The 21,712-nt window shown below is 70.7% G+C and carries 20 protein-coding genes and 2 pseudogenes; 9 read left to right on the top strand and 13 right to left on the bottom strand.

The genetic code is table 11. The features are described from left to right. The 3 genes and pseudogenes from ABZ532_RS28220 to ABZ532_RS28210 all read right to left on the bottom strand — a co-directional run. Positions 1-290: pseudogene (locus ABZ532_RS28220) on the bottom strand (DNA-directed RNA polymerase subunit alpha); the annotation flags it as partial. Next, positions 284-1,549 (bottom strand): N(5)-(carboxyethyl)ornithine synthase, encoded by a 1,266-nt coding sequence (locus tag ABZ532_RS28215; protein WP_361289689.1) that lies wholly within the window; start codon positions 1,547-1,549, stop codon positions 284-286. The pseudogene ABZ532_RS28220 and the gene ABZ532_RS28215, both read right to left, overlap by 7 nt. Before the next feature lie 347 nt (positions 1,550-1,896). Beyond that, positions 1,897-2,529, bottom strand: a complete 633-nt coding sequence (locus tag ABZ532_RS28210; RefSeq protein WP_361289686.1) for a TetR family transcriptional regulator — start codon at positions 2,527-2,529, stop codon at positions 1,897-1,899. Between the two features lie 246 nt (positions 2,530-2,775). Between ABZ532_RS28210 and ABZ532_RS28205 the strand changes: the two genes are divergently transcribed. From ABZ532_RS28205 to ABZ532_RS28195, 3 genes are all read left to right on the top strand, one after another. Further along, positions 2,776-4,128: a glycosyltransferase family 4 protein gene (locus ABZ532_RS28205; protein ID WP_361289683.1), complete on the top strand. Its 1,353-nt coding sequence runs from the start codon at positions 2,776-2,778 to the stop codon at positions 4,126-4,128. Between the two features lie 115 nt (positions 4,129-4,243). Next, entirely contained in the window at positions 4,244-5,005 is a 762-nt protein-coding gene (locus ABZ532_RS28200) for a class I SAM-dependent methyltransferase (RefSeq protein ID WP_361289680.1), read from the top strand. After that, positions 5,002-6,084 carry a prenyltransferase gene (locus tag ABZ532_RS28195; protein WP_361289677.1) on the top strand — a complete coding sequence of 361 codons (1,083 nt, stop codon included), beginning with the start codon at positions 5,002-5,004 and terminating at the stop codon, positions 6,082-6,084. The genes ABZ532_RS28200 and ABZ532_RS28195 overlap by 4 nt, the downstream gene beginning before the upstream one ends. Positions 6,085-6,168: 84 nt before the next feature. Here ABZ532_RS28195 and ABZ532_RS28190 read toward each other — a convergent pair whose 3' ends face one another. Beyond that, positions 6,169-6,459, bottom strand: coding sequence for a hypothetical protein (locus ABZ532_RS28190; protein WP_361289675.1), 291 nt, complete (start codon positions 6,457-6,459; stop codon positions 6,169-6,171). A gap of 110 nt (positions 6,460-6,569) precedes the next feature. Between ABZ532_RS28190 and ABZ532_RS28185 the strand changes: the two genes are divergently transcribed. Together ABZ532_RS28185 and ABZ532_RS28180 are read left to right on the top strand one after the other, a co-directional pair. Further along, positions 6,570-7,109, top strand: a complete 540-nt coding sequence (locus ABZ532_RS28185) for a hypothetical protein (RefSeq protein ID WP_361289672.1) — start codon at positions 6,570-6,572, stop codon at positions 7,107-7,109. A 179-nt stretch (positions 7,110-7,288) separates the two neighbouring features. After that, positions 7,289-8,212: a hypothetical protein gene (locus ABZ532_RS28180; RefSeq protein ID WP_361289669.1), complete on the top strand. Its 924-nt coding sequence runs from the start codon at positions 7,289-7,291 to the stop codon at positions 8,210-8,212. Positions 8,213-8,229: 17 nt separating this feature from the next. Here ABZ532_RS28180 and ABZ532_RS28175 read toward each other — a convergent pair. The 3 genes and pseudogenes from ABZ532_RS28175 to ABZ532_RS28165 form a co-directional block, all read right to left on the bottom strand. Beyond that, positions 8,230-8,412 (bottom strand): annotated as a pseudogene (locus ABZ532_RS28175) (alpha/beta hydrolase); the annotation flags it as partial. A 92-nt stretch (positions 8,413-8,504) separates the two neighbouring features. Beyond that, entirely contained in the window at positions 8,505-9,515 is a 1,011-nt protein-coding gene (locus ABZ532_RS28170; RefSeq protein ID WP_361289666.1) for an LLM class F420-dependent oxidoreductase, read from the bottom strand. A gap of 95 nt (positions 9,516-9,610) precedes the next feature. Next, positions 9,611-10,456 carry a hypothetical protein gene (locus tag ABZ532_RS28165; protein WP_361289663.1) on the bottom strand — a complete coding sequence of 282 codons (846 nt, stop codon included), beginning with the start codon at positions 10,454-10,456 and terminating at the stop codon, positions 9,611-9,613. Positions 10,457-11,197: 741 nt separating this feature from the next. On the opposite strand from ABZ532_RS28165, the gene ABZ532_RS28160 reads away from it, so the two are divergent. Then, a complete protein-coding gene (locus ABZ532_RS28160) occupies positions 11,198-11,812 on the top strand; it encodes a hypothetical protein (RefSeq protein ID WP_361289660.1) in 615 nt (204 codons plus the stop codon). Positions 11,813-11,985: 173 nt separating this feature from the next. Beyond that, positions 11,986-13,551, top strand: a complete 1,566-nt coding sequence (locus ABZ532_RS28155) for a beta-propeller fold lactonase family protein (protein ID WP_361289657.1) — start codon at positions 11,986-11,988, stop codon at positions 13,549-13,551. Between the two features lie 76 nt (positions 13,552-13,627). Here the strand turns inward: ABZ532_RS28155 and ABZ532_RS28150 are convergent, their stop codons facing one another. Both ABZ532_RS28150 and ABZ532_RS28145 read right to left on the bottom strand, forming a co-directional pair. Continuing rightward, the gene (locus ABZ532_RS28150; protein ID WP_361289654.1) at positions 13,628-14,494 is read right to left on the bottom strand and encodes an N-acetylmuramoyl-L-alanine amidase; all 867 of its coding nucleotides are present in this window, start codon (positions 14,492-14,494) and stop codon (positions 13,628-13,630) included. 15 nt (positions 14,495-14,509) lie between these two features. Continuing rightward, on the bottom strand, positions 14,510-15,166 hold the full coding sequence (locus ABZ532_RS28145; protein ID WP_361289650.1) for a class I SAM-dependent methyltransferase: 657 nt from the start codon (positions 15,164-15,166) through the stop codon (positions 14,510-14,512). A gap of 443 nt (positions 15,167-15,609) precedes the next feature. Here ABZ532_RS28145 and ABZ532_RS28140 point away from each other — a divergent pair, with 443 nt between their 5' ends. Together ABZ532_RS28140 and ABZ532_RS28135 are read left to right on the top strand one after the other, a co-directional pair. Continuing rightward, the gene (locus ABZ532_RS28140; protein WP_361289703.1) at positions 15,610-15,891 is read left to right on the top strand and encodes a hypothetical protein; all 282 of its coding nucleotides are present in this window, start codon (positions 15,610-15,612) and stop codon (positions 15,889-15,891) included. Between the two features lie 236 nt (positions 15,892-16,127). Then, a complete protein-coding gene (locus ABZ532_RS28135; RefSeq protein ID WP_361289647.1) occupies positions 16,128-16,340 on the top strand; it encodes a hypothetical protein in 213 nt (70 codons plus the stop codon). 104 nt (positions 16,341-16,444) lie between these two features. Here the strand turns inward: ABZ532_RS28135 and ABZ532_RS28130 are convergent, their stop codons facing one another. The 4 genes from ABZ532_RS28130 to ABZ532_RS28115 form a co-directional block, all read right to left on the bottom strand. Then, on the bottom strand, positions 16,445-18,367 hold the full coding sequence (locus tag ABZ532_RS28130; RefSeq protein ID WP_361289644.1) for a multicopper oxidase family protein: 1,923 nt from the start codon (positions 18,365-18,367) through the stop codon (positions 16,445-16,447). Positions 18,368-18,369: 2 nt separating this feature from the next. Then, positions 18,370-18,810: an SRPBCC family protein gene (locus ABZ532_RS28125; RefSeq protein WP_361289641.1), complete on the bottom strand. Its 441-nt coding sequence runs from the start codon at positions 18,808-18,810 to the stop codon at positions 18,370-18,372. Between the two features lie 99 nt (positions 18,811-18,909). After that, positions 18,910-20,247 (bottom strand): carotenoid oxygenase family protein, encoded by a 1,338-nt coding sequence (locus ABZ532_RS28120; protein WP_361289638.1) that lies wholly within the window; start codon positions 20,245-20,247, stop codon positions 18,910-18,912. Between the two features lie 2 nt (positions 20,248-20,249). Further along, complete coding sequence (locus ABZ532_RS28115) at positions 20,250-21,530, bottom strand: MFS transporter (protein WP_361289635.1); 1,281 nt, start codon at positions 21,528-21,530, stop codon at positions 20,250-20,252. Positions 21,531-21,712: the final 182 nt, after the last annotated feature.

The following is a 21,712-nucleotide window of genomic DNA, read 5'->3' as shown; positions in this document are numbered from 1 at the left end:
AGGTACATCACGACCGGCTCGTCGTGCTCCGAGGAGACGACCAGCTGCTTGATGTTCAGGATGAGGTCGGTGACGTCGTCCTTGACGCCCGGCACAGTCGTGAACTCGTGCAGGACACCATCAATACGGACCGACGTGACCGCCGCACCCGGAATCGAGGACAGGAGCGTACGGCGGAGCGAGTTGCCGAGGGTGTAACCGAAGCCCGGCTCCAGCGGCTCGATCACGAACCGGGACCGGAACTCCTCGACGACCTCTTCGGCCAACGACGGACGCTGAGCAATCAGCACGAGGCACTACCTCCAGAATTTGGCTGGCTCATGGCGGTGCCGGGCAGCGGTGGTCGGGTCGTGGGGGTGGGCGGGTGTCCCGAAGTGCTGATCTCTGAAGTCAGCGGAGTCGCCGGGATCTCGGGGGCGTGGGGGTAGGTGGCTGACCGGTGCTGGAAGGAGAGAATTTTCGGGTTCTGGACCACGCCGTCGCGAATCTCGATGGCCTTTTCGACTGTGGCGTCGGTGTCCCATACCGTAGGGCCGCTCATGACCTTGCGCAGGTAGGGAAGGAGCGCCTCGCTGATTTCCCAGGTGGCGGAGTTCCAGAGGTAGGACGGACTGTGATCCACCGCGTAGTAGTGACAGCCGGGCCCCCTCACGTGCATGGGCTCGCCGAAGGTCGTCGGGCGGGACCATTCGAAGCCCATGCCCTCGTCGCAGGCGACGTCGATGAAGAAGGTCCCCGGCCGGAAAAGGGCAAGTTCCTCGTCGGTAACGAACATGAGCGGCGCGTCGGTGTCCTGCAGGATGCAGTTGACGATGATGTCGAACCCGGCCAGATATTCCGCCAGCGGCACGGAACCGGATGCAGTGAATGCCCACAGGCGCGACGGGTCGTTCTCCTGCTCCGCGAAGTGGCCCATCACGACCGAGGGCATCGGCGAGGCCACCGCTGCGGCCGCGCGCTGTGTGAGCACCGTGACGTCGGTAACCCCCATGGCGCCCAGGCCCGTGACCGCTCCGCGCGCCGTGGCGCCGAAGCTGATGACAACCGCACGCAGGCGGCGCCCGTAGCTGCCGGTCAGCCCGCCGAGTTGAAGGGCGTGCAGCACCGAGCAGTAACCGGCAAGTTCGTTGTTCTTGTGGAACACATGGACGCTGAACGCGCCCGTGGAAGTCCAGTGGTTCATGGCTTCCCAGGCGATGAGAGTCAGCCGTCGATCGATGCCGATCTGGGTCATCTTCTCGTCCTGCACGCAGTGCGGCCATCCCCACAACACCTGGCCCTCGCGCAGCGCGGCGATGTCGTCGTGCATCGGCTTGGGCAGCAGCAGAACGTCACACTCGGCGAGGAGTTGCTCGCGGGAGAGCATGCCGGCCACGAGTGGACGCAGGGCGTCGTCGGCGACGCCGAACCGTCGGCCGTAGCCCTGTTCGAGGAAGATCCTCTCGCGTACGTCCGGGGCAATCCGGTCGAGATGGCGTGGATGGAGCGGTAGCCGGAACTCGTTCTCCTTGCGGGAGGAGGCGAGCACTCCGAGACTCAACAGGGCCATATGGGGCGGCTCATTTCCGACCGGACGCGGTATGTTCCGGCCTTGCCGTTCCCCGAGGGCGACTCCGACATGGATGTCGACGTGCGAGGTGCGCTCGGTATCGCCACTGTACCCCGTTCCAGCCCAGGAGCGGCCACGGCGGCCATGCCGCTCCTTTCCAAGGGGCAGCCTGACCGTCACGAGGAAGGACCCACGAACACCCCGCGGCCCAGGGACACTCCGGCCCCCACCGCGCGGGGTGGGGGCACACCGCGAAACCCGGCACGGGGCACCGATGCCGCACGGGTGCGGTCACCCCTGTCACACGGGGTGCGGTTACCCCGGCACCCCTGTCACACGGGGTGCGGTTACCCCGGCCACTCCTGGGCGGAGCGCCCGGAGGTCACGTCGATCAACCTGCACACCGTCTCGATGTCGATCTTCACCTGCGCGATCGACGCCCGTCCCGACAGCCAGGTGATCAGCGCCGAGTGCCAGGTGTGCTCGATCACCCGAACGGCCGAGAGCTGCTCCGCCGTCGGATCGTCCAGCCCCATCGCGTCCAGAATGATCGCCGTCGTCTGCCGCGAGACCGTGTCCACCTCGGGGCTGACGCTCCGGTCGGCGAACGTCAGCGCCCGCACCATCGCGTCCGCGAGGTGCGGCTCCCGCTGGAGGGCGCGGAAGGCCCGCATAAGGGTCTCCGCCACCCGTTCGGCGGCACTGTCCGCCATGGGCGGGCGTTTACGCAGCGTGGTGTGCAGGTGCTGGAGCTGGTCCTGCATGGTGGCGACCAGCAGGTGCACCTTCGAGGGGAAGTAGCGGTAGAGCGTGCCGAGCGCGACCCCCGCCGCCTCGGCGACCTCGCGCATCTGGACGGCGTCGAAACCGCCCTGGCTGGCCAGCTGCGCGCTGGCGTGCAGGATGCGTCGGCGGCGGGCCTCCTGGCGCTCGGTCAGGGGCGGGGCCGCTGGTACTGCTGCCCTGGTTTCCGCGATCATGTCTCCGCGTATCTCCCGTCCCCCGTGAGCTCCGGGCGGCCCGGCATGCGCAGAGCATGCCAGCGCGGTCACCCGTGGCGCGAATCACCTGTTCCAGGCCTTACAGCAGGGCTACCTGCCGGTAGATTCGATGCTCCTTGAACGATCAAGAACGATCAAGTCTGTAACTTGTTCTAGATTAGCGCGAGCGGTTACGCTCCGGCAGAAGCGCAGTCCGGCAAAGGGGCAGTAAGAAGGGGGCCGTGAGTGACCGCTGAGGCCATAGCTGCCGGGCCCCGTCCGGGCGCTGCCGGTGCTGGTGCTGCCGTCGATGCCGACCGCCCGCTGCGCATCGCTCTCCTGACCTACAAGGGCAACCCGTTCTGCGGCGGTCAGGGTGTGTACGTACGCCACCTCTCCCGCGAGCTCGCCCGCCTCGGGCACTCCGTCGAAGTGATCGGCGCACAGCCGTACCCCGTGGTCGACGAAGGCGAGGGCGTGGTCCTCACCGAGCTGCCCAGCCTTGATCTGTACCGCCAGCCCGACCCGTTCCGTACGCCCGGCCGCGGCGAGTACCGGGACTGGATCGACCACCTCGAAGTGGCCACCATGTGGACCGGTGGCTTCCCTGAGCCGCTGACCTTCTCGCTGCGTGCGCGGCGCCTGCTCGCCGCCCGCCGCGGGGACTTCGACGTCGTCCACGACAACCAGACCCTGGGCTACGGGCTGCTCGGCGACCTGGGCGCCCCGCTCGTCACCACGATCCACCACCCGATCACGGTCGACCGCCGGCTGGAACTCGACGCCGCGCCCACCTGGCGCCGCCGGGCCTCCGTACGGCGCTGGTACGGGTTCACGCGGATGCAGAAGCGGGTCGCCCGCAGGATGCCCTCCGTGCTCACCGTGTCAGGCAGCTCCCGGCAGGAGATCATCGACCACCTCGGGGTGCGCCCGGAGCGGCTGCGAGTGGTCCATGTCGGCGCCGACACCGACCTGTTCTCGCCCGACCCCTCGGTCGCCGAGGTCCCCGGGCGGATCGTCACCACCTCCAGTGCGGACGTGCCGCTCAAGGGGCTCGTCTTCCTGGTCGAGGCCCTCGCCAAGCTGCGCGCCGAGCACCCGGACGCGCATCTGGTGGTCGTCGGCAAGCGGGCAGAGGACGGGCCGGTGGCCCGGATGATCGAGCGGCACGGGCTCGGGGACGCCGTGCGGTTCGTCAAGGGCATCACGGACGCGGAGCTCGTGGATCTGGTGCGCGGGGCACAGGTGGCCTGTGTGCCGTCGCTGTACGAGGGCTTCTCGCTGCCCGCCGCCGAGGCCATGGCCACCGGAACCGCGCTCGTCGCCACGACGGGCGGGGCGATCCCGGAGGTCGCGGGCCCGGACGGCGAGAGCTGCCTGGCGGTCCCGCCCGGCGACGCGGACGCGCTCGCCACCGCGCTCGGCAGGCTGCTGGGCGACGCGGAGCTGCGCCGCCGAATCGGCGCCGCGGGACGCGAGCGGGTGCTGGCCCGCTTCACCTGGGCGCGCGCCGCGCAGGGCACCGCGGAGCTGTACCGCGAGGCGATCGAGGCACAGCGGGCGAAGGCCGCCTCCGCGGCCGTCGGGAGCGCTCGGTGACCCGCTCGGGCTCCACGACCCTCCCGCACACCAGGGCCGTAAGCCCTCTTCGCACCGCCACAGCAAGCCGCGCCCCGCACCAGGGCGTTGTCACCCACCCGGAAGGGCAGACCCCGTGCTGACCGTCGACTTCTCCCGCTTCCCGCTCGCCCCGGGCGACCGCGTGCTCGACCTGGGCTGCGGGGCCGGGCGGCACGCCTTCGAGTGCTACCGGCGCGGCGCGCAGGTGGTCGCACTCGACCAGAACGGCGAGGAGATCCGCGAGGTCGCCAAGTGGTTCGCGGCGATGAAGGAGGCCGGTGAGGCTCCGGCCGGCGCGACCGCCACCGCGATGGAGGGCGACGCGCTCAACCTGCCCTTCCCCGACGACTCGTTCGACGTCGTGATCATCTCCGAGGTCATGGAGCACATCCCCGACGACAAGGGCGTGCTGGCCGAGATGGTCCGCGTGCTCAAGCCGGGCGGCCGGATCGCCATCACCGTGCCCCGTTACGGCCCCGAGAAGATCTGCTGGGCGCTCTCGGACGCGTACCACGAGGTCGAGGGCGGCCACATCCGCATCTACAAGGCCGAGGAACTGATCGGCAAGATCCGCGAGGCGGGCCTCAAGCCGTACGGGTCCCATCACGCGCACGCGCTGCACTCCCCGTACTGGTGGCTGAAGTGCGCCTTCGGCGTGGACAACGACAAGGCGCTGCCCGTCCGCGCGTACCACAAGCTGCTGGTCTGGGACATCATGAAGAAACCACTGGCCACCCGGGTCGCGGAGAACGCGCTCAACCCGCTGATCGGCAAGAGCTTCGTGGTGTACGCGACCAAGCCGCACACCCCCACGCTGAACGAGGCGAAGTCCGGCACCGCGGCGGCCGGCCAGTGACCTCACCGGGGAGGACCGAGCACCTCGTCCTGCCGGGGGTCCTGACGGCCTCACAGGCCACCGAGACCGTCGCCGGGATCCGCGCGGTCCAGCGCGAGGACGGGGCGATCCCGTGGTTCCGGGGCCACCACCTGGACCCCTGGGACCACACCGAGGCGGCGATGGCACTGGACGCGGCCGGTGAGCACGATGCCGCCGCCCGCGCCTACGAGTGGCTGGCCCGGCACCAGCTGCCGGACGGCTCCTGGTACGCGGCCTACCACGACGGCGACGCCGGCCAGCCGACCGACCGCAGCCGCGAGAGCAACTTCTGCGCGTACATCGCCGTCGGCGTCTGGCACCACTACCTGGCCACCGGCGACGACATGTTCCTCGACCGTATGTGGCCGACCGTCTACGCCGCCGTCGAGTTCGTCCTGCGGCTCCAGCAGCCCGGCGGGCAGATCGGCTGGAAGCGCGAGCCCGTCGAGGCCGGCGACCACGCCGTCCCCGACGCGCTGCTGACCGGCAACTCCTCCGTCTTCCACGCGCTGACCTGCGCCCTCGCGATCGCCGAGGAGCGCGAAGAGCCGCAGCCCGACTGGGAGTTGGCGACCGGTGCGCTCGGGCACGCCATCCGCAGCCACCCCGAGCGGTTCCTGGACAAGTCGCACTACTCCATGGACTGGTACTACCCGGTGCTCGGCGGCGCGGTCACCGGCGCGCAGGCGAAGGAACGCATCGAGGAGCGCTGGGACGAGTTCGTGGTGGCCGGGCTCGGTGTCCGCTGCGTCCTGCCGAACCCCTGGGTGACGGGCGGCGAGAGCTGCGAACTGGCCCTCGCACTCTGGGCGATGGGGGAGTCCGACCGAGCCCTTGAGATCTTGCAGTCCATCCAGCACCTGCGCGCCGACGGCGGTATGTACTGGACGGGTTACGTCTTCGAGGACAAGGCCGTGTGGCCCGAGGAGCTCACCAGCTGGACTGCGGGCTCACTGCTGCTCGCGGTGGCCGCCCTGGGGGGAGACGAGGCGACCACCGCGGTGTTCGGCGGGGAACGTCTGCCGCGCGGACTCGAGCCGGAGTGCTGTCAGGCGTGAACGCACGGCGCTGAGCGGGTTCGGCGAAACCCGATGCGGTTCGGCAGCGTGATCCGAGGGGGCTGCGGGGCTCCAGCGGCGCGCTCAGCGCCGCAGCCGACCCGCCACGGCGTGACCGACGAAGAGGTACACGAGCGCGGCGAGGCCGTAACCCGCCACCACCCGCGCCCAGTCGGCGTCGAAGGTGAAGAGGTCGTACGACCAGCCGGCCAGCCAGCGTGCCGTCTCCTGGAGGAACTCCACCAGGTCGTTGGTCCGGTTGGCGTCCAACAGGTACATGATGATCCACAGGCCGATGATGGCGGCCATGACGTCGGCGACGATGGCGATGATCCTCGCCGCCTGGTGCGTGCCACTGCTCTGTCGTGGGGACATGGACTCCGGATTGCCGTTCTTCCTTGAGCCAAACCCGGGGCCGGCCTCACCCGAGTGGCGGATCACCCGGCCCGGGGCGAAGCTGACGAGTGAGGTGAGGGAGGTACGCCATGCGTCACCGTCCAGCCGTGTTCTGCTGCGGCCTCGTCGTCGTCCTCACCACCGTCACCGCCACCGCGGCCTGCGGGGGCAGCGGCGAAGGTGCGAGCGGCACGGCGTCACCAAGCACCTCGGTGCAGGCGCAGAAGTACGCCAAGGCGCGTTTCGTCGCCAACGCGGGTCTCGCCGCGGGTGCGACCTACCAGTGGATCATCAAGCCGTACCGCGCCGGCGCGTTCAAACAGGGCGCGGAGGGCCGGAAACTGGCCCTGGTCAAGGCGGGGCTCGCGGGCACGTTCGCCTACAACCGGCTCAGGGCGGCGGTGGACAACGCCAAGGCCGACCCACTGCTCTCGAAGGCGGTTGCCCCGCTGGCGGCAGGGATCGACTCGCTCAAGGAGCTGGGGAGCAAGCTCCGCAAGGGCCAGGCGAGTGATGCGGACATCGCGTCCGCGCAGAACGTCCTCCAGGACGTCAAGGACGCGGGTCAGAGTGTGGGAGCCACGGTGAAGGAACAGGTGCCTTCCGTGGGGCAGCTCAGCGGCGGCTGAGACGCCGGACGCGGGGGCTCGCGGTGACGGAACGGCTCCCTGAATGCGCAGAAGTGCGTGGTGTGCCCCTTCTACCATCGTTGGCGTTGGCGGTGGAGTTCGGAAGCCGGTGGGGTGGGGCAGTGGTGAAGTGGCGCTGGGGCAGAAACAGACGGAAGAGCAGCGCGGGTGCGCAGGGCGTGGCATCGGCCGCGCCTGAGGCACCGGCACAGGAGCAGGAGCAGAAGTCGACACGGGAGCGGGCGGACGATGCCGCAGAGCGGGCCGAGGACGAGCACATCGCGCAGGCTCCCGGTGATGCCGAGCGCATCCGCCGCGCCGGAGCCGCCGCCAGGCGGAAGTTCACCCGCCTGTCGCCCCATGCGACGGACTGGGTCGGGAAGTGGCAGCCATGGCTGAGCCGTTCGCCGCTGGGCACTGACCTGATCGTGTGGTGGTGGTACGAGAGCGAGCTGCGCCGCCGCCTCGGTGACCGCACCTACCAGGACCACTTCGCCCGCCTGCTGGCCCAGGCGTCCCCCCGTGACTGTGCCGCGCTCTCCCTCGGCTGCACCCGCCGCACCGACCGCTCGTGCCGTGGTCCGGAGACCTGCGCTCTCGACCCCGACCTCTCCGCCGAACGTCTCCGCCACCGCACCGGCCCGGTTCCGGGAGCCTGCGACTCGTTCTGCGACTTCGACGGTGTCGCGCTCCACATCGACTTCACATCCGACGACCGGCACCGGGCCGTGGTCATGCGGGACCAGGAACGCGGGGGCAGGATGAGCCTCTGGGTGAACGGCGTACCGGCCGCGCACGGGGCTTCGCTGGACTGGGGCGGCTACTGGCTGGACGACCGCCACTACGTCATCCAGGCCGAGGGCCCGGACGGCCACCCGGAGCAGGCACTCGCCATGGGGACCCTGTGCTGCGCCATCATGTCGCTGGTCATCCACGACGCCGAGCTGGCCGAGACCCGAGTGCTCGTCCCCGAGCCCACGGAGCTGTGGAACTATCCGCAGGTACGTCGGCACGGCGACACGCTGCACGTGTACGCGGACCCCGAAGCGGCCGAGGCCGGGCGACCCGACCGGGTGCTCCCGGTCGCACCGCCGCCGGACTGACCGCCGGCCGCAGCAGTTCAGGTCGCGCAGTACGTGTCCCGCGCGGGCCGCTCGCCCGTGGTCAGGTCGGTGGTGACCGCCCGGTCGCCGCGCGCGTTGTCGTTGCCCAGGTACATCTCGTGCCCGCCCTGTTCGACCGCGACCGGACGCGCTCGCTCCCCCAGCGCCCGGCGCATCCGCAGTGCACCGAAGTACGGGGTTGGGCTGGCCCCCGGATCCCCGGTGGGGCTGCCGGGCCGGGGGTGGCCACGCTCAGGATCGTCACCGGCTGCTCCGGCTGAGCGGTCCAGGGTCAGCCGTTCAGTTCCGCCAGCACCCGCAGGGTGTGAGGATCCGGCGCCGTCACCAGCAGGTCGGTGACCGGGCCCTTGCGCCACAACTCCAGGCGTTCCGCGATGCGTTCACGCGGGCCGATGAGCGAGATCTCGTCGGCGAAGGTGTCCGGGACCGCCAGCACCGCCTCCTCGCGGCGGCCTTCGGCGAACAGCCGCTGGATGTGGCGGGCTTCCTCCTCGTATCCCATGCGCGCCATCAGATCGGCGTGGAAGTTGCGGGCCGCGTGGCCCATGCCGCCGATGTAGAAGCCGAGCATCGCCTTCACGGGCAGCAGCCCTTCGGCGACGTCGTCGCACACGGCGGCCCGTGCCATCGGGGCGATCACGAAGCCGGGCGGGACGTGCTCCAGCGACGCCTGGTACACGTCCGTCCGCGTCGGTGACCAGTACAGGGGAAGCCAGCCATCGGCGATCCTCGTCGTCTGGGCGATGTTCTTCGGACCTTCGGCGCCCAGTAGGACGGGCAGATCCGCCCGCAGGGGATGGGTGATCGGCTTGAGGGCCTTGCCGAGACCGGTGCCGTCGTCGCCCTCGTACGGGTGCGTGTGGAAGCGCCCGGCCAGCTCGACCGGGCCCTCGCGGCGCAGTACCTGGCGGATCACCTCGACGTACTCCCGCGTCGCGGTCAGCGGGCTCTTCGGGAAGGGCCTGCCGTACCAGCCCTCCACCACCTGGGGTCCCGAGAGGCCGAGCCCGAGCAGCATCCGTCCGCCGGAGAGATGGTCCAGGGTGAGCGCGTGCATGGCCGTGGCCGTGGGGGTGCGGGCCGCCATCTGGGCGATCGCCGTGCCCACCCGGATGCGGCTCGTGTGGGCGGCGATCCAGGTCAGCGGGGTGAAGGCGTCGGAGCCCCAGGCTTCCGCGGTCCAGACCGAGTCGTAGCCGAGCCGTTCCGCCTCGCGGGCGAGTTCGAGGTGAGCGGGGTTCGGCCCGCGCCCCCAGTAGCCGAGTGCGAGTCCGAGCCTCATACCGGATCCCCTCTCTGACGGCTCGTCAGAGTACGCCAACGGCCCCTCGCCCGGAAGACCGGATGGGCGAGGGGCCGTTGGCGTGCGACGTCGCGTCAGCCGCGCTGGATACCGGTGGTGTCCTGGAGGACACCGCGGCGGCCGTCCTGGGTCTGCGCCACCAGGGCCTGACCGCGCTGCTCGACCGCGAGGTACCAGGTGCCGGGAGCCAGCTCGGCGATCGGGGCCATGGAGCCGTCCTCCGCGTACAGCGGACGGGCCACCGGCACGGCGAACCAGTACGGGGTGAAGTCGCCGGCCGGGGCCTGGCCGCCGTCCTGCTGCGGCTGGGGCTGCGGCTGCCCGCCGCCATAAGCGGGCTGGGGCTGCGGCGACTGCTGGGCCTGCGGGGCCTGGGCCCCGGGGTAGCCGTACCCGCCGCCCTGCTGCGGGCCGCCCGGGCCGCCCGGAGTGCCCGGGTAGCCGTAGCCGGCCTGCGGCTGGGCGCCGAAGGGCTGAGGCGCCGCCGGCTTCGGGGCGGGCAACAGCGGGGCCTGGAGCGCGGGGACCAGCGGGCCCGCGACGGCGCCGGCCGCGAGGATCAGCGCGGCGATCAGGCCGAGGATGAGCCCGCTGCCCGCCGCCTGCGACTCGAAGATCCACATCAGCAGCTGCCAGGCCGTGGCGACGGTCAGCACGACACCGGCCTGGGCCAGGTCGAGGCCGGCGACCTTACGGGGCTGCGACTGCGGCAGCAGGTGCGAGACGACGATCAGTGCGGCCCCGGCGATGCCGAGGAAGAACGTGCCCCAACCGAGGAAGTAGGCCAGCCCCCACGCGTTGGGCACCAGGTCGCACGCGGAGCCGGAGCAGTCGGAAGTGTTGAGGAACGAGGCGATGAACAGCACCACCGCTGCTCCGATCACCACGCCATCGCCTCGAGTGAGGGAGCGGATGTTCACGTCTAAGGTCCTTCGTCGGTTTTCGCGTCTGTCGCGTCAGAGCTGATGAGCTGGTAGTAGAGGTGCGGTACCTCATCATAGGTTCCAACCTATAACCGACAGCGGGAGCGTCAGACCCGTTTATTCCGATCAAATAACTGATCGTTGATCAAGCCGCCCTCTCGCGGAACAACATCCACGGGGCTCTCACGGGGGCTTCACTTCCAGGACCGCACCGCGAATACGGCCGCCCCGGGCCCGGGTGGTGGGGGCGTGCGTCACTGGCCGTCCGTAATATGACGAACTGTCATCATCTGATCCGTCTTGGCGCTGCATGTTGCCGTAGGGAGGAGCATGGTGACCAACCGTCAGTCGAGCGGGAGTCAGGGGTGACGGCCACGGTCACGGGCGGCGGCACCACCGCCACCGGTACCGCCGCCAGCTCCTCCGCCGTCAGGCGGGCCGAGCCCGAACCCATCCCCGAATCGAAGCCTTCGCACGGCCGCCCGGCCGGCGGGCACGGTCGTCCCGACCATGGCCAGGGCCGCCCGAACTACGGCCACCGGCCGGGCCCCCGATGGCCAAGGCGGTCACATCGACCGGCGTCCCCACCCTCGTACCCCGGTGGGGACGCCGCTGTGTGTCGATAACGCGCAAAATGATATTAGATATCATGCTCTGTTCCGTTCTGTCGGTATCAGGTGATATCGGGAGTGAACTCCGCGCCCCGGACGGGCAATTCGGACAGAATGGGAGGATTTTGTGACTATCGCTCAAGAAGCGGCGGCACCCCCACCTCGAAGCCGGCCGCACTGGTGGGGTGGCCTGGTATGGGCCCTGGTGGCCGGTCTGGTCCTTGTAGCCGGGCTCGCCCTGCCGGTGCTCGCACCGCAGTCCGCCCACGCCGTGCCGCCCGGCACCTACGCCTATGTCGCCAACAACGACAGCGACGACGTGTCGGTGATCGACACGTCCACGAACACCGTGGTGGCCACGGTCCCCGTCGGCGACGGCCCTCAGGGCGTGGCGGTGTCTCCGTCGGGCACCGGCTGGACCTGCACGCTCACCCCGCTTTCCTGCACCCGGACCGATGTCCTCGACGCAGGTGAGAGCTACCCGCCGCTGACCCTGACGGTGAACGTCGCCGCAGACGCGCCGACGAGGGTCACGAACACGGCCACCGTCGCCGGCGGAGGCACCACGGCGACCAGTACGGCCACCGCGAGCACCACGGTCCGGCGTCCGGAGCCGCCCAAGCCGCCGCACCACGGCCGACCTGACCACGGCCGACCTGACCACGGCCGACCTGACCACGGCCGACCTGACCACGGCCGACCTGACCACGGGCGGGATCGCCCCGGACCTCACCAGCGGTAGCCGCACACCGGCTGCTGCTCACGCGCCCCCACCCGGACGTCCGGGTGGGGGCGCGGGTCTGTGTGTCGGTAGAGGCGGTGGAATGCAATGAACTGGCATGCTCTGTTGCGATATGTCGGTATTTCGGTGCTGCCGGCGTAGTGACCTTGTTTCCGGCCAGCGGGAGGCTTGTCGTGACGGACCGTCATATGGAAGTGGGTTCCGGGATGGTGGGCGACCGCCTGTCACCGGTGCCGCCATCGGACCGTGAGGCGCGCCGGCGAGGGTCGGGTGCGTTGCTGCGTATGCTGGTGGCCGGTCTTGTGCTGGTGGCCGGCCTCGCCCTGCCCGTACTGGCTCCCCAGCCCGCCCATGCCGTAGGGCCCGGCACCTACGCCTACGTCGCCGACTTCGGCTCGGACACGGTGTCGGTGGTCGACACGGCCACGAACACCCTGGTCACCACGATCTCCGTCGGCGACGGACCCCACGGTGTGGCGGTGACACCGGACGCCGGCCGCGTCTATGTCACCAACGCCCTCGGCGACGACGTGTCGGTTATCGACACGGCCACGGACAGCGTCATCGCCACCATCCCCGTGGGCCAGACCCCGTTCGGTGCGGCCGTCTCCCCGGACGGCAGCCGCGTCTACGTCACCAACGCCAATTCCGGCAGCGTCTCGGTGATCGACACGGCCACGAACACCGTCGTCGCCACCGTCGGCGTCGGGACGGGCCCCCAGGACGTGGTCGTCTCGCCGGACGGCACCCGCGCCTATGTGAGCAACTCCATCTCCGACACCGTGTCCGTGATCGACACGGCCACCAACACGGTCGTGACCACCATCGGCGTCATCGACTTCCCCGTCGGTGAGGTCATCACCCCTGACGGCACCCGCGTCTATGTCGCGGGCGGCAACTCGGACGACGTGTCGGTGATCGACACGGCCACGAACACGGTGGTGGCCACGATCACGGTCGGCGACTTCCCCTACGGTGTGGCGGTGTCGCCGGACGGCACGCGCGTCTATGTCGCCAACCGCGACAGTGACGACGTGTCGGTGATCGACACGGCCACGAACACGGTGGTGGCCACGATCACCGTAGGTGACGTCCCCTTCGGTGCCGCGGTGTCGCCGGACGGCACGCGCGTCTATGTCAGCAACCGCGACAGCGACACCGTGTCGGTGATCGACGCGGCCACGAACACGGTGGTGGACACGGTCGCCGTCGGCGACGGGCCCCGGGACGTGGCCATCGCGGTGGTGCCGGCTCCGACGGCCCCCGCGTTCACGCTGCTGAAGGTCACCACGGGCGGGACGTTCCGGGCGGGTGGCCGGGGTGCGTACACGCTGACCGTGACCAACAGCGGTGACGGGCCCACCGACGGCAGCACGGTCACCGTCACCGACACTCTTCCGGCCGGGCTGACGGCGGTGAGCCTGTCCGGCACCGGCTGGACCTGTGTCCTCGCCACGCTCACGTGCACCCGTGGCGATGTCCTGGATGCGGGGGAGAGCTACCCGGTGCTGACTCTGAGGGTCTCCATCGCTGCGGATGCCTCGTCGCAGGTCACCAACACGGTCACGGTCACCGGTGGCGGTACCGCGGCGACCAGCACCGCCACCGCGACCACCACGGTCAGGAGGAACGACCCCAAGCCCACGCCGAGGCCGCCGCACCACGACCGCCCGGACCACGGTCGTCCCGGTCACGGTCACGGCCGTCCGAACCACGGCCACCGCCCCGGCCCGCGGTAGCGGCGACCCGCCTCTCCCCGCCTCTGCCACATCGTCACCTGGCGGTGTGGCAGAGTGCTGTTCCGCTCTCGACGCCTCAGGCGGACAGGTGCGCGAGAATGCCGTCCGCCAGTCCCCGCGCCGCCTTCTGCCGCCAATCGGGGCTCTTCAGCAGCGCCGCGTCCTTCGCGTCCCGCATGTTCCCGCACTCGATGAACACCTTCGGTACGGTCGACAGGTTGAGACCGCCCAGGTCCCCGCGCACATCCAACCCGGTTCCGTTGCCGATGTAGTTGGAGGGCGCGCTGCCCGTCGCCTTCTCGAAGGCCCCGGCGATGTGCTCGCCGAGCCGGCGCGACGGGCCCACGATCGCCGCCGTGTCCGCGTCCCCGGCCTTCACCTTGGCCGGGAGGATCACATGGAAGCCGCGGTTGCCCTTGCCGGAGCCGTCCGCGTGGAGGGAGACGACGGCGTCGGCCGCCGCCTTGTTGCCGATACGGGCGCGTTCGTCGATGCAGGGGCCGTATGAAGGGCTGTGGCCGTCCTGGGTGAGCCGGACGGTCGCGCCCTGCTGCTCCAGCAGGGTGCGCAGCCGGCGGGCTACATCGAGGGTGAACTCGGCCTCGCTGTAACCGTCGTTGGTGGCCGTTCCGGTGGTATCGCACTCCTTGCGGCCCGTGCCGATGCCCACCTGCTTGTTGATCTCACGGGTGTGCTTGGCGTTGCCGGGGTTGTGGCCGGGGTCCACGACCACGACCTTCCCGGCGAGTGGACGGGCATGCGTCGCCGACGGGGCGGCGCCGGACGGCCCGGCGGGCGGCGGCGTGGGTGTCGTACGCGCCGGAACCGGGGACCGGGTCGGAGCGCTGCCGCTGCCAGTGCTGCCGCCGCAGCCGGTCAGGCACACGGACACAGCCGCGACGAGGGCTCCGGACGCGGCAAGCGGCGTCTTCTTCGGAATCACGTGCAGTCGGCCCGCTCAGATGCCGGGGCCGGTGCGGCGCAGCACCCGCAGCGAGTCCGTGGCTGAGACCTCCGTGAACGCGCCCGAGTCCAGCGCCCGCAGGTAGATCCGGTACGGGGCCTGGCCGGTCCACTCGTCCACGGGGTCTGGGAAGACGTCGTGGATCACCAGCAGCCCGCCCTCGGCCACGTGCGGCGCCCAGCCCTGGTAGTCGTTCGTGGCGTGCTCGTCGGTGTGGCCGCCGTCGATGAAGACCAGACCGACCTTGCCGCCCCACATCTTCGCGACCTGCGGCGACCGTCCCACCACCGCGATCACGTGGTCCTCGAGGCCCGCCTCGTGCAGCGTCCGCCGGAAGGTCGGCAGCGTGTCCATCAGCCCGACCTCGGGGTCCACGACGGTGGGGTCGTGGTAGTCCCAGCCCGCCTGCTGCTCCTCGCTGCCCCGGTGGTGGTCGACCGTGACGGCGACGGTCCCGGCCTCGCGGGCGGCGTCCGCGAGCAGGATCGTGGAGCGCCCGCAGTACGTGCCGACCTCGAGCAACGGCAGCCCCAGCGCCTCGGACGCCGACACCGCCGCCTCGTAGAGCGCGAGCCCTTCGCGTACGGGCATGAAGCCTTTGGCGGCCTCGAAGGCGGCGAGGGTCTCCGGCTTGGGGGCGGCGGGGGCCATGGTTCCTCCGGCTCGGGGGGCGTGCGCTGGGCTGGGGCTGGGCTCACATCGTAGGCGTGCCCGGCCCACGGGCTCGCAGACAGGTCCGGCAGATCCGCTCAGGGCTTCGCGTCGCACTCGAACCGGACCACCTTGCCGTCCGGCAGCGCCGGCGCACCCCGACCGGTTCGTCACCGACTCCACCGGAAGCAGCCCCCGTCCACGGCCTCCATCAGCGCCAGCCCCGTCCGTCCTCGGCCACCGGGTCGCCGCCGGATACCGGCCGTGGCGGCTCGGGCTTCCGTCCGTGAGGGGGCAGTTGCCCGATTCCGGTCACCAGTGTGCGGCCGCGCGCTTACGTTCCGTGCTCGCCGCGCGCACAGGCGCGGGCGATGAGAACGTGGACGGGCGGGTATATCCCGCCGTACACCCACCACCAGGAGCGGGACCATCGCGGAGGGGCCATGGACACCTGGGCCACGTGGACCACTCAGGGCATCATCGCCGGTTCGGGCGGTGTCATGACCACCGAGGGCGGCCCCATCACCGGCGACCTGACCGTCCACACCACGTGGATCGACGGCCAGGCCCAGGTGACCGTGCAGCACACCGGCGCCTCGGAGTGGTACGGCCTCGAGGGCAGCCCCGTCGCGGCATCCGACGAGAGGGCCGCGCGTCATGTGCACCAGGCGGCGGTGGAGGCGGTCAAGGAGGGCGGTGGCGTGCCCCTCTCGTTCTCCGGCTGAGGCGGGTGGGTCCGGGAGAGGTGCGCCCGCGGAGTGCCGTCAGCCGAGGCAGCCGGAGCGCACCGTCGTGTCCGGCGGGCCGGTGTCGGAGTGCGGCGGTGTGAGGGTCTCTCGAAGCGCATGCGTCTCGGAACCGTGCGTCTCGGAACCGTCAATTCCACAATGCCTTTTGGACAAGCTCCGGCCCGTGGGCCCCTGGGAGTGGGCACACTGCTCGCATGCTTGCGTGCGGGTGCATGGATCTCGGCAGGATGGCCTGGGGGCTCTTGGGGCTGACCGTGTGGGGGGTGGTGCTCTTCGCAGGGGGAGTTGTTCTGCTGGTGCTCATGGGGCTGGGCGGTCTGCAGCTGCTCCTGGGAGCCGTCCGCCGCAGCCGGGGTGTCGAACCCGCCACGGAGCAGGCGTCCCTCGCGGACTTCCGTTGGGAGGAGGCGCCGGACGGGCCGTAGTCCTGCCGCCCGGACCACCTCGGCCGCCTGCGTGCTCCCCGACTGTGTACCGCGTGGCCGGAAAGCCGGGGGCGATGAACGACGGTTGCCATGACGCGCACCTCTCAGTGCGTCGGGCCGTGGTAGGGAGTGGTGACGTCGTCGTAGGCCAAGTGCATGATCATGCCGCTCTCGGCGTGTTCGAAGTTGTGGCAGTGGTCCATCCACACACCGGGGTTGTCGGCGCTGAAGTCGATCTCGTAGCTCTCGCCGGGGGCGACGTTCAGGGTGTCGGTCCACCAGGTGCTGCCCGTGACCGCCTCGCCGTTGCGCGAGATCACCCGGATCCGGTGGCCGTGCAGGTGCATGGGGTGGTCGATGATCCCCCGGGCGGTGATGCGCATCCGCACCCGGTCGCCCTCGCGGACCACCAGGGTCGGAACGGCCGGGGTGAGACGGCCGTTGATCGTGTCCGTGTAGGTGAACGAGCTTCCTACGAAGCCGAAGCCGTTGTCCAGTACGAGGTCGAAGTCGCGGTCGTACGGGCCGCCTTCGGGCTGCTGACCGGCTGGCTCGCCGTACGACAGGCGGTCGAAGAGGTCGCCCTGCTCCAGCGCGGCGGGTTCGGCGCGCCCGTCGGGGCTGAAGGCGAGGGCCGCCTGGTTGGGGATCTCAGAGGTGTCAAGCCGTAGCGTCACCACGCCGTCCGGCATGGTGAAGGCCACGTCGTAGCGGCCGCCCGCAGCGAGGAACAGGTCCGTGCCGGGCTTCAGCTCTCCCGGTTCGCCGATCGGGTTGCCGTCGTGGGCGGTGACCCGGAACAGGGTGCCACCGAGCAGGATCCGGTGCGGCTCCTTGGAACTGTTGATCAGCCGCAGCACCACCTGGCGGCCGGCCGGGACCGCGCGGCGTTCGGCACTGTCGGTTGTGCCGAAGGCGCCGATCTGGTCCTCTCCGCCCGGCCACAGGTGGGTGAACACGTTGTGCTGCACGCCTTGCTGGCCGTCCTCCACGATCAGCGCACCGAACAGACCGCGCTCCACGGAGCGTTCGGCGTCCCGGTGCGTGTGGTACCAGTACGTGCCGGTGCGGTCGGGTACGAAGCGGTAGACGTGCCTCCCGCCGGGGCCGACCGCGTTCTGGGTGACGCCCGGCACCCCGTCCTCCGCGTTGGGTACGTCCACGCCGTGCCAGTGCAGCGTGACGCCCTCGGTCACGTTCTTGTTGACCAGGGTGACCTCGACCAGCTTGCCCTTCGATACGCGCAGTTCGGGGCCAGGGCTGGTTCCGTTGAAGGTGAGCGCGTCGACCGTCCTTCCCGACGACAGCCGTACGGTGCCGTGCGCGGCGGTCAGGGTGAAGCGGGCGTCGGGGGTGCCGTCGCGCGGGCCGGTCAGCGCGTCCACGGAGCGCATGGCCGGGGCCCCGGGCCCGTGTCCGTGGCTCATGGCGTGCACGGAGTGCCCGGCGCGCTCCGGGCCGCCGCCCCAGTCCGTCGTCGCGGACCCGCTGACCAGGAACAGGCCGCCGAGCGCGGTGGCGGTGACCATGGCGGCTGCCCCGGAGAGCCAGGGCAGCCGGGCCAGGCGGCCGCCACGGGAGCGCCGGTCGCCGAGCAGGAGGGAGGCCCCGATCGTCGTGGCCAGCACGAGTGCCGATGCCCCGGCCGCGACCGGCAGATCCTGTGGACCGGGCGGGACGTACAGGAAGTAGAAGGACAGCCAGGCACCCATCGCCGTGGTGTGCGCGGCAACGGCGGTGCGCCGCACCAGCGCCCACACCAGCGGCAGCACCACGACCGGCAGGCCGACCAGGAAGCGGTGGGTGACCAGCTGCCACCCGCTGGTCGCCAGCAGCAGTACCGCGACCGCGAGCCGGGCGGCGACGACCGCGGCGGTGACGTACAGGACGAGCGGACTCCGCCGTGCCCCGTCCCGCTGTGGTGCGGGCTGCGCCTGGCTTCGGCCGGCCCGGCGGCCCAGCAGGCCGCCGGTGACCGCCAGCACGAGAGCCAGTATCAGATCGGTGAGGAAGAGAGGCTCGGCCACTGCTACTCCGCCGCCTTCTTCAGGGCGTCGAGCCAGGTGCCGAGGGATTCGTTCAGCGCGGCGGCGAGGTTGTCACGGTCGGAGTCGACCGGCGCGCCCGCCCAGGACTCCCGGGTGCGGACCACGACGCCGTCGACGTCCTCGGTGAAGGTCCACTCGTGCACGCCGGTGATGCCGTGCGCGGGGCCGCCCCACAGGATGCGGTGCGATGCGTCGACCGCGTAGACGGTGGAGTCGATGGACAGGCCCGCGGTCACCCAGTGGAAGGTGGCGCCGGGGGCGACGGGGCCGTCGAGCCGGGCCTCGGTGATGGCGGACAGCCATGCGGGCCAGGAGCCGATGTCGGTGTGCAGCTGCCAGACCCGCTCGAGAGGAGCGGCGATCCGGATGGTGTGGTCGGCGACGATGGGGGCGTTCTCGTCGATGGTCGTGGGGTAGGGCATGGCGCTTCCTCGGTGTCGGGGGCCCGGACCGCCGCTGAGGGGGGAGTCAACGGCGGCCCGGGCGGCTTCGGGTGGGTCAGGTCAGGCGGCTGAGGCGGGTCAGCCCGGCAGCTCGGAGTCGGGGATCCAGTCGCCGTGGATGCCGGCGGGCACCCTGCGGGGGAGTTCGACGGCGGCCACGGTGCTCAGGTCGCCTGCGTCCAGGACGAGCAGTTCGGAGGCGTCGGCCTTGAGGTCGCTGACGATGGTGAGCAGGTAGCCGTCGTCCTCGGCGGTCCCGCCCTCGGCGGGCACGAAGACGGCCTCGCCGGGCATCCGCCCGTCACCGTGGGCGAGCAGCTTCTCCTCGCCGGTCCGTGAGTCCAGCTTGAGGGTGTGGTAGCCCGGCAGCCCCGCACCCGGGAAGCCGATGGTGTAGCTGTAGCGGTAGTCCGAACCGAGGTAGGCCTCGTTGATCGACGGGAACTCGGTGGCCAGATCGTTGAGTGACTCGGTGGTGACCTTGCCCGTGGCCGGGTCGATGATCCACCGGTGGAAGGTCGAGCCGGCGTCGGGGCTGGTGCCGTAGCCGGGAGCGCCGACCCACCACTTCCACGAGCTCTCCCAGGCGGAACGGTCGAAGCGCGGTGCTTCGAGGACGATCCGGCCCCGTGCGTCGGTGTAGGCGTTGGCGACGTGCAGCAGCGCCGCCTGGTCGGGGACCTCGAACCAGGTGGTCCTGCCCCCGGCGCGCGGCATCACGCCCAGGCGCAGCGGGACGTCGTCGTGCCAGCGGTAGGGGATGCCGGAGTGCTCGGAGTGGTCGAAGACCACCGGCGAGTTGATGAAGACGACGTGCTCGCGGGTGATGGCGAAGTCGTGCATGAGCGAGGGTCCGGAGCCGTCGACGACCTCCGACCTGACGATGGCGCCGGAGGCGTCGGCCACGTAGTAGGTCAGGTACGGGGGGAAGGGGCTGTAGCTGAAGAAGTGCAGCTCGCCGGTCTCCGGGTCCTCCTTGGGGTGGGCGGTCATCGAGCTGGTGAGCTTGCCGCCGAAGTCGTAGACGCCGATCGTGTCGAGGTCGGCGCTGACCTCCCAGGGCAGGTTGGCCTCCTGGAGAGCCAGGTAACGGCCCCCGTGGAAGATGATGTTGGTGGCGGCGGCGCTGACCTCGAGCTCGGTTCCGGTGAACGGCACGCCGTCCAGGAAGGGGGTCTGCACCCAGCGGTTGCGGTACCACTCGGCCCGGCCGTCCTTGAGGCGGACGCCGTGGAGCATGCCCTCGCCGCGGAACCAGTGGGTGGGGGTGACGCCCGGCTTGGGGTTGTGGCCGTTGCGGAAGTACCGGCCGTTCAGCTCGGGCGGGAGGGTGCCGCGTACCTTCAGTTCGCGGCCGGTGATCTCGTCGGTGACGGGGGTGAAGTGGCCGCTGATGTAGGGCTTTTCCAGAGTCATGGTCATGCCTTTCGCGTGGAGAGAGCCGAGATGAGCAGAGTCAGGGCGGCGCAGGCCAGGAAGGCCGCGCCGAAGGAGGGGAGCAGGGTCAGGAAGGACAGACCGATGGCTCCGCCGATCTGCCGGGTGGCGTTGACAAGCCCGCCGGCCAGTCCGTTGTCGGCGGCCGGAACACCCGTGGAGGACATCGCGGTGAGCCGGACGAAAGCCACACCCAGCCCGGTGCCGATGAGGAGCGTCGGGCCGAGCAGGTCCGCAAGGAAGCTGCCGTCGGCCGGGGTTCGGGACAGCCAGGCCAGTCCGGCCGCCAGGACCAGCAGGCCCGCGGGGAGCACTCCGCGGCCGGAGACCTTCCCGGTCACCCATGACGAGAGGGTGATCATGAGGGCCAGGGGAAGCTGGGTCAGCCCGGCCTCCAAGGGCGAGTACCCGAGCGTGCGTTGCTGGTAGAGAGGCAGGAAGTAGAACAGGCCGAGCCAGACCGCGCCCAGCAGGGCCATCAGCACGTTGGGCACCGCCACCACGCTCATCCGCGCCGGCAGCAGCGGTTCGGCGGCACGGCTCTGGAGCACCACGAACAGTCCGAGCAGCGCCAGACCGATCACGGCGAGCGGCCAAGGGCCCGACAGGCCGTAGGTGAGCGCGACCAGCCCCGCCGTCACCGTCACCGCACCCGGCGCGTCCAGGCTTCCACCGCGTGGCCGGTCGGCGCCGACCAGCAGTCGGGTGGCCACCAGGACGGCCAGGGCGAGGGGCACCATCACGACGAACACCGCACGCCAGCCGTACAGGCTGGTGAGCAGCCCGCTCAGCAGCACGCCCGCCGCCCCGCCGGCACCGGAGACCGCCCCCCACACTCCGAGCGCGGTGCCACGCCGCTCCCTGCCGGAGTAGAGCGTGAGCACAAGGGCCAGCGCCGTGGGCGCCAGCAGTGCGGCGCCGATGCCCATCACCGCCCTGCAGGCGATCAGCACGATCGCCGTGGGCGCCAGTGCCGCGCCCAGGGCGGAGGCGGCGAACAGTTCGGTGCCGAGCAGGAACACGCGTCGCAGGCCGTAGACGTCGCCTGCGCGTCCTCCCGGCAGCAGCAGCGCGCCGAAGACGAGTACGTAGGCGTTGACCGTCCATGCCTGGCCCGTGTCCGACAGGTCCAGGCCGGCCCGGATCTGGGGGAGGGCGACGTTCACGATCGACGTGCTCAGCACGACCAGGAACTGGGCCGTGGCCAAGACCGCCAGCGGTATCCAGCTGGTGGTGGTCCGTTGCGTTGCGGTGCGGGTCATGGCTAGACACTCGCAGCGGGCGTCCACCGCTCGCGTCGGTAGTCATCGCCTATACGGCGTCCTGCGGGAGAGCGGTAGGCGACTGCGGTCGTTCCGCAGGCGGCCGTGGTCGTGTGCGAACCCTCTGCGGTCGTCCGTGACCCCCTGCTGTCGTGCGTGGCCCCCGCGGTCCTTCCCGAACA

The organism is Streptomyces sp. NPDC019396 (genome assembly GCF_040632375.1).
In the GTDB taxonomy this organism is placed as follows: domain Bacteria; phylum Actinomycetota; class Actinomycetes; order Streptomycetales; family Streptomycetaceae; genus Streptomyces.
This window is presented reverse-complemented; position numbering and strand designations above follow the sequence as displayed.